We start from the raw sequence: 15527 nt of genomic DNA, 5'->3' as shown, positions 1-15527 counted from the left end.
CTGCTGCCCTTGAATTGTTCTTGCTTCGTTCTAATCTGCCGCACGGGGTTTCCGCAAGCGTTCAGGTCTTTTTCTTGGTAAAAATACTCAAGCCGAGGCTCACCAGAACACATAGCGTAAACAGATAAAGCCCCCAGCCCACTTCAAGCCGTCCAACCCCGATGCCCTTCGCAACCGTAATATAGATCGCGATCAGGAACACATCCGCCATGGCCAACCGCCCAAGGTGATACAGCCAGGGTTTCACGCGATCTGAAAGGCGACCGGACAGTAGGCCCTCCATCGCCAAAACTTTCCCAATTGGCGCCAAAATCGCGAAAAACACCACGACAAGCGCCAAAAACTTGTCCTTTTCCCACAATGCGCCGATCCCGGAGAGAACCGAGATTTCCGACAGGGAAAAAAGCGGCAACAGCCCCGCTTTCATCAAAGGCGCGGCCCAGGCGATGGGAAAGAGGATCAAAAGCGAAAGGTTGAGAAGGCGCAGCCTGCTCATCGCAGTGTTTCAATCGGCCCCTCAGCAGAGCCGGTGATGAACTGTTTGAGATAGGGATCATCCGCGCTGTCCATCTCGGCCACGGGGCCAAACCAGCGGATTTTGCCCCGGTGCAGCATCGCAACTTTGTCGGCAATCGCGCGCACGGAGGTCATGTCATGGGTGATCGTCACGGCGGTCGCGCCCATTTCGACGACGATTTCACGGATCAATTCGTTGATCACGCCCGCCATGATCGGATCGAGGCCGGTCGTGGGTTCGTCAAAGAAAATGATCTCGGGATCGGCGGCGATGGCACGCGCCAGCCCCACACGTTTCTGCATCCCGCCCGACAGTTCGGCGGGGAAAAGATCGGCCACATCGGGGCCAAGCCCCACGCGGCGCAGTTTCTCGATGGCGATTTCGCGAGCCTCGGCTTTTGGCCGCTTGAGCGAGCCGCGCAGCAGGCGGAAGGCGACGTTTTGCCAGACCGGAAGGCTGTCGAACAGGGCCGCGCCTTGGAACAACATGCCAAACCGGGCGAGGAACGCATCGCGGTCGCCGGTCGCGGTGATGTCTTCGCCGCCCACTTTGATTGTGCCCTGATCCGGCGTGATCAGCCCGAGAATGCATTTCAGCGTCACCGATTTCCCGGTGCCCGAGCCGCCGATGATGACACAGCTTTCGCCGCGCGCGACATGAAGGTCGACGCCACGCAAAATCTCTTTGCTTCCAAAGGCTTTATGGACATTCTCTAGGCTGATCATGTGCTGAAAAACGCCTGCGTCAAAAGGAAGTTGGCCGCGAGGATCAACACGGCTGCGGCCACCACAGATGATTTCGTCGCACGTCCCACGCCCTGCGCGCCACGGCCCGAATTCATGCCGAAATAGCACCCCATCAGCGTCGCGATCACACCAAAGGCCGCGCCCTTGACGAGCGAGGAGATGATGTCGGAGGCCTCGAGGAAATCGATGGTGTTCTTGAGGTAAGTCGCGGGGTTGAACCCCAGCGATTGCGTCGAGACGAACCAGCCGCCGAAGACGCCAATCGTGTCGCCCACGGCCACCAACACAGGCACGGTGACGAGACCGGCAAAGACGCGCGGCGCGGTGAGATATTTCATCGGATCGGTCGAGAGCGTGACCAATGCGTCGATCTGTTCCGTGACTTTCATCGTCGCGATCTCGGCGGCAATCGACGACGTCACGCGCGCGGCCATCATCAGGCCGACCATCACGGGGCCAAGCTCGCGCACGACGCCCAAAGCGACGATCTGCGGCACGACCTGTTCGGCGGAGAAGCGCGAGCCTCCGGCATAAATCTGCAACGCCAAAGCGCCGCCGGTGAAAATCGCGGTCAGCCCCACGACCGGCAGGGACAGGTAGCCCACGGTCATCAAGGCATGCAGGAATTCGCGGCCATAAAACGGTGGCGTGATGATGTGGCGAAAGGCCGAAAGCGCAAACATAGCCACCCGTCCGACGCTGGCCAATGCGGCCAGAACTGCCGCTCCGAGCGCGGCCAGAGGGCGGGTCACAAGCGCGGTCATCCGATGTAGCGGCGCTGATATCGCGCCCCCAGAGAGGTCAGGATTTCATAGCCGATGGTCTGACCGATGGTGGCCAGATCGTCCGGCGTCTGATGCGCGCACAACAGATCAAGCGCGCGCGGCACATGGTCGAGATGTGTGATGTCCACGGTGATCAGATCCATCGAGACGCGACCCACGAGCGGGCAGGGGATCGATCCGTCGAACAGAACCGCCTTGTTGGAAATCAGCCGGGTGATCCCGTCGGCGTAGCCCGCGGACACGGTGGCGATGCGCGAGGGCACTTCGGCGGTCCAGCTGTTGGAATAGCCGACGGTTTCACCGGGCATGACGTCACGGGTCTGGATCACCGGGCATTCGAGTTTCACGACCGGTTTGCCGTCCTCATAGGGAAAGCCGCCATAAAGCCCGATGCCGGGGCGGACGAGGTCGAAATGATAGTCGGGACCCAGTAACAACCCGCCGGTCGCGGAGAGCGCACGGGGTACTTTGACCCCGTCAGTCATCGCGCGGAATGCCGCGAGTTGCTGAGCATTCATCGGGTGCTCCGGTTCGTCGGAACAGGCCAAATGGCTCATGATCAAATCAGGATTTGCCTTGAGAACCAGCGCCTTGACCGCATCCCATTCCGCGGGTTCAAGGCCTAGTCGGTTCATCCCGGTATCAAGCTGAATGCCAAAAGGCGCGCCGGGCAGGGCCTCGAAATGGCGGGTGATCTGGTCGAGCGAGTTGAGCATCGGCACCAGATTCATGTCGCCGATCATATCCGTGTCGCCCGCCATATGGCCGGAGAAGACGCCGATCCACGGTGTCGGACCGACGGCTTGGCGCAGGGTCACGCCTTCCTCGGCGGCGGCGACGAAAAACTTTTTCACGCCAGCTTTCATCAGCGCGCGCGCGGCTTTCGCGACACCCAACCCATAGGCGTCGGCCTTCACGACGGCGGCGGTTTCCACCGCGTCGGAGGAGAGCTTGTCGAGGGCCCGCCAATTGTCGGCCAGAGCCCCGAGATCGATTTGTAGAACTGAAGTACCCATGTCGATGTATTTGACGGCGCGCGCTGAGAGTCGCAAGGCGAAAGGACGCGGGCCTAACCTTTTACACGTTGAATTTATTCGTAATCGTAGTTGTTGTAGCGGTCGGCGGCGAGGTTGCCAAAGCGGGTGAACTCCGCCTCAAAACTCAACTCGACCGTGCCGATCGGACCGTGACGCTGTTTGCCAAGGATGACCTCGGCCTTGGCGTGCAGGCGCTCCATATCGGCCATCCACTTTTCCATCGCCTCGAGATTGTCGTCATCGGGCTTTTCGCGCTCTTTATAATATTCGCCACGGTAAACGAACATCACCACGTCGGCGTCCTGCTCGATGGAGCCGGATTCGCGCAAATCCGAAAGCTGCGGACGTTTGTCGTCGCGGGATTCCACCGTCCGCGACAGCTGCGACAGGGCGATCACCGGGATGTGAAGTTCTTTGGCGATGGCCTTGAGGCCCATGGAAATTTCGCCGATCTCCTGCACCCGGTTGCCCTCGGTTCGGGACGTGCCACGCACAAGCTGGAGATAGTCGACGATCAAAAGATCTAGCCCATGGGTCCGCTGCAACCTGCGGGCACGTGCCGCAAGCTGCGAGATCGGGATCGAGGGCGTGTCGTCGATATAAAGCGGACAGCTTTCCAGCGTTTTGGCGGCATCGACGAAGCGGCGGAATTCCTCCTCGGTCATGTCACCTTGACGGATCTTGTGCGAGGAAATTTCGGAGGCCTCGGCGAGAATACGCGCAGCCAACTGTTCGGCGCTCATCTCGAGCGAGTAAAAGCCCACGACGCCGCCCTCGACCGCGCCCTGCTTGCCATCGGGCAGCTGGCCCTTTTTGTAGGATTTCGCAATGTTAAAGGCGATGTTGGTCGCCAGCGAGGTTTTCCCCATCGAGGGACGCCCCGCGAGAATGATCAAGTCAGAAGGGTGAAGGCCCCCCATTTTCTTATCGAGATCAACGAGTTTCGTCGCGACCCCGGCCATGCCGCCGCCGCGCTCATAGGCGGCGTTGGCGTTCAAAACGGCCTGGGTGACAGCGGAGAGGAACGAGGTAAATCCGGTCTCGCCCTTGCCCTGTTCGGCGAGGCCGTAGAGCTTTTGTTCGGCGGCGACGATCTGTTCGCTCGGGTCGCGTGTGTCAGAGCCCGAAGAGGCTGCGCCCGCGATTTCATTGCCGAGCTCAATGAGCTGACGGCGCAGGAACAGATCGTAAATCAGCTGGGCATAGTCGCGCACCGCATAGGTCGAGATTGCCGAGGCCGCCAAACGTGCGAGATAGGCTGTGCCGCCCAGCTCCTGAAGGCCGACGTGGTCCTCCATATAGGCCTTGAGCGTCACCGGCGAGGCGAGCATGTTTTTCGAAATGCGCTCGGACGCTTTATCGAAAATATCTTTGTGGACCGGGTCGTAGAAATGATCCGGCGCGATGATCGACACGATTTTGTCGAAAACATCGTTGTTGGTCAGAAGCGCACCCAGAAGCTGTTGTTCCGCCTCGATATTATGCGGTGCGGCGCCCGCGTAAGAGGTGATCAAAGAGGCGCCATTGCCGCCAGTCTCTGTGCCCGATGCGGCCTCGGCATCGGCGGATTTCTCACCGCGATGGCTGTCGAGTTTGGCGATTTCACTCATCTTGTTCTGCCCTCTTTTATGACCCGCGAGTCGCGTGTTGCTCTCGGATTTGAGTGTCTTAGACCACTCGGGCGGGGCATCGCAAAGTGTATATTTTGTGGATAACTCCGCGGGTCGGGCTAAGCCTGCGGGATGCAAAGAAAAACGCCGCCCTCTCGAGCAGCGTTCAAATTTTGAGCATGACGTCTGGGGCTCTTCGAGCTCAGTCTTTCTTGTGCTTTTCCTGCCAGGCGCGCGGTGCACCGAGGAAATGTTCGACCTCGGCCAGCGTGCCGGCGTCGAAGATTTTCTGTTTCTTCGCCTCGGCCAGAACGTCCCACCAGGTGCAGAGGCTGATGAGGTTCACCCCGTGATCGCCCAGTGTCTTTTCCGTCTCCGGGAAGATGCCGTAGTAGAAAATCACCGCCGTCCAGCCACAGCTCGCGCCGGTTTCGCGGATCGCATCGACGAAGGACAGTTTCGAGCCGCCGTCGGTGGTCAGATCCTCGACCAACAACACGCGCTCGCCCTCAGACATTGCGCCTTCGATCCGGGCGTTGCGGCCGTAGCCTTTCGGTTTTTTGCGCACGTAAGACATGGGCAGGCCAAGACGTTCGGCCACCATGGCGGCAAAGGGAATGCCTGCCGTTTCGCCACCGGCGATGTTGTCAAAGGCCTCGAACCCGGCCTGACGCATGATCTGCACCGCCATGAAATCCATCAGCGTCGAGCGGATGCGCGGGTAGGAGATCAGCTTGCGACAGTCGATATAGGTCGGGGACGGCAGGCCGGAGGCGAGGATATAGGGGTCCTCGGGGCGGAAATTCACCGCGCCGATTTCCAACAGCATGCGCGCCGTCAGCCGGGCGATTTCGGTCTCATCGGGGAAGGACGAAGGGATCATGGTCAGTCTCTCTTTAGGCCTCTACGCTCCAGTGGAGCGGCATTTGCGGGTCGAACACCGTCACCGGCCCGTTGGGGGTGTCGATTTTCGTGGGATATTGCACCGGCGTGCCTTTGCGCAGGGTGATCGTCGCCTCGTTGAGCGGCAGCCCGTAGAAATTCGGCCCGTTCATCGAGGTGAAGGCCTCAAGTTTATCAAGCGCGCCCTCGGTCTCGAACACTTCGGCGAGGATCGACATGGTGTTGGTCGCGGTGAAACAACCGGCACAGCCACAGGCGCTTTCCTTGTCGCCATCGAGATGCGGCGCGCTGTCGGTGCCAAGGAAATAGCTCGGATCGCCGGAGGTCGCGGCCTCCACCAGCGCCAGACGATGCGTCTCGCGTTTGGCGACCGGCAGGCAGTAGTAATGCGGCTTGATCCCGCCTACGAGGATGTGGTTGCGGTTGATCACTAGGTGATGCGTCGTGATCGTCGCGCCAAGGTTTGCGCCGCCTTCGCGGGCATACTCCACGCCCTCTTTCGTGGTGATATGCTCCATCACCACTTTGAGGCCGGGGGTCGAGGTGCGGATCGGGTCCAGCACCGTGTCGATAAAGACTTTTTCGCGGTCGAAAATATCCACATCGCCATGCACCACTTCGCCGTGAACGCAGAGCGGCAGGCCAATCTCGGCCATTTTTTCCAACACAGGCCGCACCTTATCGAAATGCGTGACGCCAGAGGCGGAGTTGGTCGTGGCCCCCGCCGGGTAGAGTTTCACGGCTTTCACCAGACCGGAGGCATGGGCCAAAGCCACGTCGTCGGGGTCGGTTTGTTCGGTGAGATAGAGCGTCATCAACGGGTCGAATTGGCCCTTGCGCGGGTTCGCCTTGAGGATGCGTTCGCGGTAGGCGCTTGCATCATCCATGGTGACCACCGGCGGCACGAGGTTCGGCATCACGATGGCGCGGGCGAAATGGCGCGTGGTTTCGGGCAGGACGGCCTCCAACATCGCGCCATCGCGCAGATGCAGGTGCCAGTCGTCGGGGCGGCGGATGGTGAGAGTCTCGGTCATGCGCTTGGATTACCTCTTTCCGAAGAAAAGCGCCAGAGAGTGCATCGGGAAAGGGTGCGCTTATTTTTTGAGCGGTTGGTTGGTTTTTAGGAGCTTCCGCGTGAGAAGCACCGGATGTGGGATTGAAGCTGGTCGCCGGGTGCCGCTAGTCTCGGGGCGACTTGGAGGACCCGAATGCTGGACACGCGGCGCACAGATGAGACTTTGCAGGCGGCCGTAGCGCAGCCTGTCATGCAGCGGGTTCGGGGTCGCGCGCATGTGGTGATGGGGCCGAAAGGTCTGCGCGATCTGCATCAATCCGGCTCCGCGAAAGCGATGATGCCAAAGGTGCATTCCGCTGTTCCCGAAGTTGTTTTTCTCAATACATCCGGGGGCTTGACCGCAGGGGATCGGCTGGATTACCGGCTTGAGGTCGAAAACAGTGGACGTCTCATCGGCACCACGCAAACCGCCGAGCGGGCCTATGCCTCCCTCAAAGGCGGCGCCGATGCGGAGGTGTCTGTGTCCTTGGTTGCGGGGGCGGGGGCGTCGCTGGAGTGGTTGCCCCAGGAAACCATTCTGTTCGAAAAATCCCGCCTGTCGCGCCGGACATCTGCCGAGATCGCGGGCGACGCGCGGTTTCTCTTTGTCGAGAGCCTCGTGTTGGGCCGCGCCGCCATGGGCGAGGTGATTGAGACGCTGCATCTGACGGATCGTCGCGACATTCGTCGCGCCGGGCGGCTGGAATTCCTTGAGCCATTGGAAATCGACGCGGGGCTTTTGGCGACCCGCGACCATGCCGCCACGCTTGGCGGCGCGCGGGCCATTGCCACCATCGGGCTCTTTGCTCAAGGTGCGGAGGCGCAGGCCGAGCTGATCAAACAGATCACCCAAGACGACGTAACGGCAGGGGTCTCCGGCTGGAACGGTAAGCTGGTGATCCGGGCGATGGCCGGGGATGGCTATCCATTGCGCCGCTATGTGGCGCAGGTTTTGAAGACGATCAGACAGGCGGATGTGCCGCGGGTCTGGCAAATGTGAATGAGGGACGACGATGAACCTGACGCCCAGGGAAAAAGACAAGCTTTTGGTCTCGCTCGCCGCCATGGTGGCGCGGGGCCGATTGGAGCGTGGTGTGAAACTGAACCACCCGGAGGCGATCGCGCTGATCACAGACTTCGTGGTCGAGGGCGCGCGTGACGGCAAAATGGTGTCCGAATTGATGCAAACGGCGGCGCATGTGGTGACGAAAGACATGTGCATGGAAGGGATCGCGGAGATGATCCACGAGGTGCAGGTCGAGGCGACGTTCCCCGATGGCACCAAGCTTGTCACCGTTCACCATCCCATTCGCTAAGGAGCAGGTCATGATACCCGGAGAATATTTCATCCAAGACGGTGAGATCGAGCTGAATGCAGGCGCCGAAGTGACGACGCTGACCGTGTCCAATACCGGCGACCGTCCGGTGCAGGTCGGGTCGCATTATCATTTCTACGAGACCAACGCGGGGCTCGCGTTCGACCGTGAAGCGGCAAAGGGCAAACGTCTCGATATCGCCGCAGGGACAGCAGTGCGGTTCGAGCCGGGGCAGACGCGGGAGGTCGATCTTGTGCCTTTGTCGGGCGCGCGTGAGGTTTACGGCTTCAACCAGAAAGTGATGGGTCAGTTGTGATGCGCAAGGCCTTCATATCTTTGGCCTTTATCGTGTCGTTCGGGGCATCTGCGCAGGCGCTCGATTGCGACGATGCGATGACGCAATCCGCCATGAATGCCTGTGCGCATGAGGCTTGGGTGAAGGCGGATGAGGATCTGAATGACACCTACGCTTGGGCCATGGATCGGGCGAAAAGCATGAGCGAAAAGACCGCCGAGGCGCTTCGCACGGCGCAGCGGGCCTGGATCCCCTACCGAGACGCGGCTTGCGATGCCGAGGGCATCCTGTTCGAAGGCGGCTCGATCCAGCCGCTGATCGTCTACACCTGTTTGGAACATTTGACGCGCCAGCGCACCGAAGAGATGCGCGCCGTCTACGAGATGAATTGAGAGGGTTAACACATGCCTGCAAAGATTTCCCGCGCGACCTATGCCGATATGTTCGGGCCGACCACCGGCGACAGGGTGCGTCTGGCGGACACCGATTTGATCATTGAGGTCGAGCGCGATCTGACGTCCGAACTGGCCGGGGCGGGGCGCAACGCACCGCTTTATGGTGAAGAGGTCAAATTCGGAGGCGGCAAGGTGATCCGTGATGGCATGGGCCAGTCGCAGAAAAGCCGCGCCGAGGGTGCCGTCGACACGGTGATCACCAACGCTCTGATCTTGGATGTGACCGGCATTTACAAGGCCGACATCGGGCTCAAGGACGGGCGGATCGCGGGCATCGGCAAGGCGGGCAATCCCGACACGCAGCCGGGCGTCGACATCATCGTCGGCCCGGGGACCGAAGCGATTGCGGGCGAGGGCCGGATCATCACGGCGGGCGGCTTTGACAGCCACATCCACTTTATTTGCCCGCAACAGATTGAAGATGCACTGCATTCTGGCCTGACCACCATGTTGGGCGGTGGCACGGGGCCGGCGCATGGCACGCTTGCGACCACCTGTACGCCGGGGCCGTGGCATATCGGGAGGATGTTGCAGGCGCTGGACGGCGTGCCGATGAACATTGCGCTCGCGGGCAAAGGCAACGCCAGCCAACCGCAGGCTCTGGTCGAGATGATCAAAGCGGGCGCCGCCGCGATGAAGCTGCACGAGGATTGGGGCACGACGCCGGGGGCGATTGATTGCTGTCTGTCGGTGGCCGATGACATGGACGTTCAGGTGATGATCCACACGGATACGCTCAACGAGAGCGGCTTTGTGGAAAACACGCTGGCCGCCATCAAAGGCCGCACGATCCACGCCTATCACACCGAAGGCGCGGGCGGCGGCCATGCGCCGGACATCATTAAGGTGGTCGGCCACGAGAACATCCTGCCGTCCTCCACCAACCCGACGCGGCCTTTCACGCAAAACACGCTCGAAGAGCACCTCGACATGTTGATGGTCTGTCACCACCTCGACAAATCGATCCCCGAGGACGTGGCCTTTGCCGAAAGCCGCATCCGCAAGGAAACCATTGCCGCCGAAGACATCTTACATGACATGGGCGCGTTTTCGGTCATCTCGTCGGACAGTCAGGCGATGGGCCGTGTCGGTGAGGTGATCATTCGCACCTGGCAAACGGCTGATAAGATGAAGAAACAGCGCGGGCGTCTGTCGGATGAGACCGGTGACAATGACAATGTGCGGGTCAAGCGCTATGTCGCGAAATACACGATCAACCCGGCGATTGCGCATGGGATGAGCCAGCATATCGGCTCCATCGAAGTGGGCAAACGCGCCGACCTGGTCGTCTGGTCGCCAGCGTTTTTCGGGGTGAAACCCGAGATGGTTCTTTTGGGCGGCTCTATTGCGGTGGCGCAGATGGGGGATCCGAACGCGTCCATTCCGACGCCGCAGCCGGTCTATAGCCGTCCGATGTTTGCCTCCATGGGCCGTGCGGTTGAGCACTCCGCCGTTCTTTTCGTCAGCCAGGCCGCGCAGGCCGAGGGCGTGGGCAAGGCGCTTGGTCTCGCCAAAACGACGGTTGCGGTGGAGAACACCCGCACGATCGGCAAATCCTCGATGGTGATGAACAATGCGACGCCGGAGATCGAAGTGAACCCGGAGACTTACGAGGTGCGGGCGAATGGCGAATTGCTGACCTGCGAACCCGCCACAGAGCTTCCGATGGCGCAGCGCTACTTCTTGTTCTGATGGTTCTGCGAGCAGACGACCTGCACGATGCGGCTTTTCGCGGCGTCGTGCGGGCTTTGGCGTGAGTGAAGCGGGTGTTGCATTGTGTGTTCCCCCCTTTGGTCTACCCTGAAATTATAGGGAGGAAACCGTCCATCAGAGAGGTTTCCAGTCATGCACCATGTCGCCAATATCGCCATTCTTACGCCAAGCCTCAGGGCGCGGCTCGATCTGTTCTTTGCCACATTGGGGCAGGGGGTGAATGCCTATGCCGTCCGGCGCAAACGTTTGGGCGAACTTGCGCGCCTCGACGCGATGAGCGATGCCGAGTTGTTGAAGCTCGGGATCACCCGCGACCGCATCCCGCATTACGTGTTTCGCGACCTGTTTTCCGTCTAGCGGGCCCTGATGCGCGGCGCATAGGATCGGCGCGTCGGGCGGCGCAGGTTGCTCCGCGTTCAAAGGTGTTCGAGCACTTGAAACTCGTCCGGCCCGCCGAGCATGATCACGGCGTCGCTTTCATCGCGGTCTTCGATGCGGATCGAGGTGACATGTTTGGTTGCGTAATAATGGTCGTCGTTCAGGATGTGCTGCGGCAGTTTGGAAATGTCGAAGACCTGATAGGCGGTGCGAGACACCACAACGTCGCAGGTGTAGCCGGGAAAACGGCCCGTGTCGTTGCCTTCGATAAAGCGGGCTTCAAGGGCGGCCTCGCGGGCGCGCAGCTCAGCGATTTTCGCGCGAAGCCGGGCAAGTTCGTCAACGGGCGAGCGGGTCATATACATTGTGTCTCTCCTTCTGGATCGAGTTGGGCGCAATCGATGTCTTTGGGACTCGAGGGTCAGGTTTCTCCACCCACGGCGATGCGACGGGATGAAAAGGCGGTGGCTGGCATGAGGTCGTTGCCCTCGAAATCGGTGGTGACAGAGGCGTGCGGGGCCTGTGTGACATCTGAGGGCAGATCGGCAAGCTGGTCCGCCTGGGCTTCCAGAGCCTGTGCGATGTCCAAGGCGTCCGGCAGGGTCGCGGGCGTGAGTATGACTTCGGTTTCAGGGGTCATTTGCGCCAAATCTTCGTCCGGCAGACCAGCAAGCGGTTGCAAATGGGCATGTTCGGTCGGGCGCAAATCCTTTGGCGTTTCGCCTTCTACAGCGTCATGGGCATCGATCAGTGGCATGTCCGCTGCCATGACAGCCTCTTGTGACGAGGCGGTTTTCAAACCGAAAGGATCATCGGCATTGACGAAGGCGTCTGGGGCAACGTTGACCTCGGGCATTGCGAGATCGACAGGGGCGCTGCCGTCCGATGCGGCCAAAACCGACTCTTCGAGGTTGTACATCTCTGCGAAAGGATCATCCTTCTCCTCAAGCGGCACGCCGATGGTGCGCATCTCCACAGGGGCGTTTTCTGTGACATCCGTAAGGGGCATTTCGACCGGGCCAGGTTCGGCGACGCCCAGAGAAATGTCTTCACTCGGAAAGGCTTCTTCGTGGTCTGGACCCTCGAATGCTTCGGTTTCATCCGCCATGATGTCATCGGCGGTCGCCTCAACCTCTTGGGGAGGTTGGATTGCAGACTCCTCCTGCATCGGCATAGGCGGGACAACAGGCGCGGAGATCGCTGCCTGCGCCACCGCGGCCCGTGGCCAGAGCAGCACGACGGTTTCCTCTTCGGTGGCAAAAAAATGCGGATCGCTCAGAATTGCATGTGGCAGCTTTGCGGGATCGACCCGCGTCGGTGTCCGGGTTTCGATCACAGCGACACGGTTGGCGCCAAAAACCTTTCCCCCACCGATTTCGGTCGCAAAGCTGCGGATTTCATCGCAAAGTTCGGCCTCGAGATCGCGCAGCCGCGCCATTTGCGCGCGCAACTCAAAGAGCGCATCGACAGCATCGAGTGGGGTGTGATCATGCATGGACGTCATGGGCAAGGTCTCCTTGCCTTCCATTTGGGGGCGAGTCGGTTAAGAAAGTCCCAATTCCTGACAGGAGGAGTAAAATGAGCAAAAAAGCCTATGAGATTTGCAAGGGCTGTGGTGCGAAAGCCGAGGATTTTGTGGCGCTGACCTATGATCAGCGGCTGCTTCGGCGCAAAAAACTGACGACCGAGGCGGGCGCGGCGGTCTTTGTCGATCTGCCGCAGACGGTTTCTATTGCCGAGGGTGACGGGTTTACCTGCGAAGACGGCACGGTGATCGGGGTGCGCGCCGCAGACGAAGAGCTTTATGCCATCACCGGCGAGACGGTGACGCGCTATGCTTGGCACATCGGCAACCGGCACACGCCCTGTGAAATCGCGGCCGACCGGCTGGTGATTCAACGCGATCCGGTGCTCAAGGCGATGCTGGAACAATTGGGCGCAGAGGTCTCCGAGATCATGGCGCCGTTCAGTCCCGAAGGCGGGGCCTATGGGCATGGCCGCACGATGGGACACGATCATGGGGGACATGATCACGGGGGCCACGATCATGGACATACTCATGATCACGGGCACAGCCACACGCATGACCATTCGCACGACCACGCACATGATCACGACCACGGGCACTCTCACCACCACCACCACCATGACTGATCCGCACGCGCTTCTGACCCTGACCCAATGGCTCTCGCCCTCCTTTCCCTTGGGCGCGTTTGCCTATTCGCATGGGCTGGAACTGGCGATTTCCGACGGCCATGTCCGCGATGCGGAGGGGCTGAAAGACTGGCTCCGTGTGATCCTGACGCGGGGTGGCGGGCATGTGGATGCCTGCCTTTTGGCGATGGTCCTTCAAGGCGCCGATGCGCAAGAGATGGGCGATCTGGCGGAGGCTCTGGCGGGCTCGAAAGAGCGCTGGGCGGAGACCTTTGAGCAGGGGCGGGCCTTTGTCGCGACTGTGGCGCAGATGGGCGGCCCCGCACGACCCGCGCGCGCCTTGCCGGTCGCGGTGGGCGAGGCAGCGCGGGATCTGGATCTGCCGGATAAAACTGTGATTGCGCTTTATCTTCATAGCTTTACCTCGAACCTTGTGTCGGCTGGCGTGCGGTTCGTCCCGCTCGGCCAAGCGGCGGGGCAGACCGTGTTGTCGCAGCTTCACACAGAGATCGAACAGGTGGCCGAGGCGGCCCTGACCGCCACGCCCGAGAGCCTCACAACCGGCGCCTTTGCTGGCGATTTGAACGCGGCGCGCCATGAGGATATGGACGTCAGAATTTTCAAGACCTGAGCAAAGCGTTTCTCAAAAAACTTGAGGCACTCAATTTTTGAGAAATGCTGCAATATCAATTCAGTGTGGCAACGTTTTTCGCTCAATCTGATTCAGATTAAACGAAAGACGCTTTAGACAGGAGATCAAAATGGCATCACCAAACGGACCTTTGCGGGTGGGGATCGGTGGCCCGGTGGGCGCCGGGAAAACCACGCTGACGGGGGTGCTGGCCAAGGCGCTCTCTGAGCAATACTCCATCGCGGTCATCACCAATGACATCTACACGCGCGAGGATGCCGAGGCTCTGATGCGCCAGCAAATCCTGCCGATGGAGCGCATTCGCGGTGTCGAAACCGGGGGCTGTCCGCATACGGCGATCCGCGAAGATGCCTCGATCAACCTCGCGGCTGTGGCCGATCTGTCGGAAAAATTTCCCGATCTCGATGTGATCCTGATCGAGAGCGGTGGCGACAATCTGGCCGCGACGTTTTCGCCGGAATTGGCCGATCTGACGATCTATGTGATCGACACGGCGGCGGGGCAGGACATTCCGCGCAAACGCGGACCCGGCGTGACGCGCTCGGATATGCTGGTGGTCAATAAGCTCGATCTGGCGCCTTATGTGGGGGTCGATCCGGTGCTCTTGGAAGAGGACACGAAACGCGCGCGCGGCACCAATGCCTATGTCATGGCGGCGCTGCGCCACGGTAAGGGTGTCGAAGAGGTCGTGCGCTTTGTCGAGGAAGAGGGCGGGCTCGCCTGAGCCCATCCTTTTCGTTGAAGTGGTCTTTCAGGCCGTCTCGTTTTTGGTCTTCGCCGCGGGTTGCGCCGGGGGCAGGGCCTTGCCCTGACCTTCGAGCACTTCCATCGCCAAATCGTAAGCCCGGCGGAAGCGCGGGGCGTTGCGGCGCTGGCGCAGCACGTAACGGCAGAAGAGTGCGGTTTGATAGGGGCGAGAACTGGGCGCGAGTTCCGCCAACAGACGACGCTGATACCCCATGTGCGACCGCCGCTTGCGCAGGGCTTGAGTGATCACGCGTTGGTCAAGATGGCTCTGCATCGCGGCCTCAAGGATCGGCGCCAGTGCGTCGATCTCCATGATCTCATATTCCGGGTCGATGCCGAACAGGCGGCAGGGCACGCGGGTGATATGCGGTGCGTTGAACAGGGCGGCATGCATCGCGTCGGCTTCGACTTTGGGGTCATAGAGCACATAGGCCTTTTCCGCACCTTCCAACATGTCGGGGGCGAACCCGTAGCGCGTGGTGAAATCCATGCGCCGGGTTTTCGGGAAACGCGCGTCCCAAGACGCCAGACGTCCGTTCAGCGTGGCCTGAGGCGCAACGGCGATCACGGTGGCGCCGGGGGCCACGACGGAATAGGCGGCGGCGGCATAGCCACAGGCGCCCGCGCCGTAGAACACCACCTGGTCGAAATCTTCGAAAAAGCCTTCGTCCACGAGGCGGTCGAAATAGCGATAGATATGTTTCGAGCGGAACCAGTCGCCGGTCTCGTCGGGGCCGTGGGAGATCAGCGTCAAAGACGACCAGCCGTGCTCGCCTGCCAAAGACATGCCGATGGGATAGCCTTTTTCGGTGCGCTCCGTGGTGCGCTCATAGCTTTCGAACGTGACGAGCAGCCGGGGTTTTTCGTCGAGAAAGGCCACGCTGTGATGCTCGCCCAGCGGTTCGAAATAGCCAAGCTCTTCGCTTAAGCCTTCGATCGCTTCGCACCATTCATCGCGCGGGAAATCGGAAATATCCTCGATCCCTTTCATGGCCTTTTGCAGCTCCGTCTCCTGCTCACTCATCTGATATCTCCCCTCACTCATTGTGCGTCACGCGCCGACACCGGTCCTTTGGTCTTGCACGCTTGTTGTCGCCCGTGCTGAGACCAAGAAGGCGTAAAATGGTTAATCGCCTGTTATCCAGATAGGGCTTTTGCGCGGCGG

At 60.5% G+C, this 15527-nt stretch carries 19 protein-coding genes; 9 read left to right on the top strand and 10 right to left on the bottom strand.

Annotated elements, in window-relative coordinates:
- Window positions 1–61 precede the first annotated feature (61 nt).
- From ACN0X0_RS12105 to pyrC, 7 genes are all read right to left on the bottom strand, one after another.
- A complete protein-coding gene (locus ACN0X0_RS12105; protein ID WP_417279363.1) occupies window positions 62–496 on the bottom strand; it encodes a paraquat-inducible protein A in 435 nt (144 codons plus the stop codon).
- Window positions 493–1242: an ATP-binding cassette domain-containing protein gene (locus ACN0X0_RS12100; RefSeq protein ID WP_321362843.1), complete on the bottom strand. Its 750-nt coding sequence runs from the start codon at window positions 1240–1242 to the stop codon at window positions 493–495. Before ACN0X0_RS12100 ends, ACN0X0_RS12105 begins: the two co-directional genes overlap by 4 nt.
- The gene (locus tag ACN0X0_RS12095) at window positions 1239–2027 is read right to left on the bottom strand and encodes an MlaE family ABC transporter permease (protein WP_417264091.1); all 789 of its coding nucleotides are present in this window, start codon (window positions 2025–2027) and stop codon (window positions 1239–1241) included. The genes ACN0X0_RS12100 and ACN0X0_RS12095 overlap by 4 nt, the downstream gene beginning before the upstream one ends.
- On the bottom strand, window positions 2024–3064 hold the full coding sequence (gene alr, locus ACN0X0_RS12090) for an alanine racemase (RefSeq protein ID WP_417279362.1): 1041 nt from the start codon (window positions 3062–3064) through the stop codon (window positions 2024–2026). The genes ACN0X0_RS12095 and alr overlap by 4 nt, the downstream gene beginning before the upstream one ends.
- A 74-nt stretch (window positions 3065–3138) precedes the next feature.
- Complete coding sequence (locus ACN0X0_RS12085; protein WP_417279361.1) at window positions 3139–4695, bottom strand: replicative DNA helicase; 1557 nt, start codon at window positions 4693–4695, stop codon at window positions 3139–3141.
- A gap of 202 nt (window positions 4696–4897) precedes the next feature.
- Window positions 4898–5578, bottom strand: a complete 681-nt coding sequence (locus ACN0X0_RS12080; protein WP_226553184.1) for an orotate phosphoribosyltransferase — start codon at window positions 5576–5578, stop codon at window positions 4898–4900.
- Between the two features lie 13 nt (window positions 5579–5591).
- Window positions 5592–6632 (bottom strand): dihydroorotase, encoded by a 1041-nt coding sequence (pyrC, locus tag ACN0X0_RS12075; protein ID WP_417279360.1) that lies wholly within the window; start codon window positions 6630–6632, stop codon window positions 5592–5594.
- A 174-nt stretch (window positions 6633–6806) separates the two neighbouring features.
- Between pyrC and ACN0X0_RS12070 the strand changes: the two genes are divergently transcribed.
- From ACN0X0_RS12070 to ACN0X0_RS12045, 6 genes are all read left to right on the top strand, one after another.
- Window positions 6807–7652 carry an urease accessory protein UreD gene (locus ACN0X0_RS12070; protein WP_417279359.1) on the top strand — a complete coding sequence of 282 codons (846 nt, stop codon included), beginning with the start codon at window positions 6807–6809 and terminating at the stop codon, window positions 7650–7652.
- Between the two features lie 13 nt (window positions 7653–7665).
- Window positions 7666–7968: an urease subunit gamma gene (locus ACN0X0_RS12065; RefSeq protein ID WP_226553187.1), complete on the top strand. Its 303-nt coding sequence runs from the start codon at window positions 7666–7668 to the stop codon at window positions 7966–7968.
- A 10-nt stretch (window positions 7969–7978) separates the two neighbouring features.
- Window positions 7979–8284 (top strand): urease subunit beta, encoded by a 306-nt coding sequence (locus tag ACN0X0_RS12060; RefSeq protein WP_417264097.1) that lies wholly within the window; start codon window positions 7979–7981, stop codon window positions 8282–8284.
- The gene (locus tag ACN0X0_RS12055) at window positions 8284–8655 is read left to right on the top strand and encodes a lysozyme inhibitor LprI family protein (RefSeq protein WP_417279358.1); all 372 of its coding nucleotides are present in this window, start codon (window positions 8284–8286) and stop codon (window positions 8653–8655) included. The genes ACN0X0_RS12060 and ACN0X0_RS12055 overlap by 1 nt, the downstream gene beginning before the upstream one ends.
- Window positions 8656–8667: 12 nt before the next feature.
- Window positions 8668–10410: an urease subunit alpha gene (gene ureC, locus ACN0X0_RS12050; protein ID WP_417279357.1), complete on the top strand. Its 1743-nt coding sequence runs from the start codon at window positions 8668–8670 to the stop codon at window positions 10408–10410.
- Between the two features lie 153 nt (window positions 10411–10563).
- The gene (locus tag ACN0X0_RS12045) at window positions 10564–10788 is read left to right on the top strand and encodes a hypothetical protein (protein WP_417279356.1); all 225 of its coding nucleotides are present in this window, start codon (window positions 10564–10566) and stop codon (window positions 10786–10788) included.
- Between the two features lie 59 nt (window positions 10789–10847).
- Here ACN0X0_RS12045 and ACN0X0_RS12040 read toward each other — a convergent pair whose 3' ends face one another.
- Together ACN0X0_RS12040 and ACN0X0_RS12035 are read right to left on the bottom strand one after the other, a co-directional pair.
- Window positions 10848–11174 (bottom strand): hypothetical protein, encoded by a 327-nt coding sequence (locus ACN0X0_RS12040; RefSeq protein ID WP_417279355.1) that lies wholly within the window; start codon window positions 11172–11174, stop codon window positions 10848–10850.
- A gap of 56 nt (window positions 11175–11230) precedes the next feature.
- Window positions 11231–12313, bottom strand: coding sequence for a hypothetical protein (locus ACN0X0_RS12035; RefSeq protein WP_417279354.1), 1083 nt, complete (start codon window positions 12311–12313; stop codon window positions 11231–11233).
- Between the two features lie 74 nt (window positions 12314–12387).
- Here ACN0X0_RS12035 and ACN0X0_RS12030 point away from each other — a divergent pair, with 74 nt between their 5' ends.
- The 3 genes from ACN0X0_RS12030 (at window position 12388) to ureG (ending at window position 14339) form a co-directional block, all read left to right on the top strand.
- Window positions 12388–12963, top strand: coding sequence for an urease accessory protein UreE (locus ACN0X0_RS12030; protein ID WP_417279353.1), 576 nt, complete (start codon window positions 12388–12390; stop codon window positions 12961–12963).
- Window positions 12917–13594, top strand: a complete 678-nt coding sequence (locus tag ACN0X0_RS12025; protein ID WP_417279352.1) for an urease accessory protein UreF — start codon at window positions 12917–12919, stop codon at window positions 13592–13594. The genes ACN0X0_RS12030 and ACN0X0_RS12025 overlap by 47 nt, the downstream gene beginning before the upstream one ends.
- Window positions 13595–13724: 130 nt before the next feature.
- Window positions 13725–14339 (top strand): urease accessory protein UreG, encoded by a 615-nt coding sequence (gene ureG / locus ACN0X0_RS12020; protein WP_417279351.1) that lies wholly within the window; start codon window positions 13725–13727, stop codon window positions 14337–14339.
- 27 nt (window positions 14340–14366) lie between these two features.
- Here the strand turns inward: ureG and ACN0X0_RS12015 are convergent, their stop codons facing one another.
- Complete coding sequence (locus ACN0X0_RS12015) at window positions 14367–15386, bottom strand: phosphoadenosine phosphosulfate reductase (RefSeq protein ID WP_417279350.1); 1020 nt, start codon at window positions 15384–15386, stop codon at window positions 14367–14369.
- Window positions 15387–15527: the final 141 nt, after the last annotated feature.

The organism is Celeribacter sp., from assembly GCF_048270365.1.
Taxonomy (GTDB): Bacteria; Pseudomonadota; Alphaproteobacteria; order Rhodobacterales; family Rhodobacteraceae; genus Celeribacter.
This window is presented reverse-complemented; position numbering and strand designations above follow the sequence as displayed.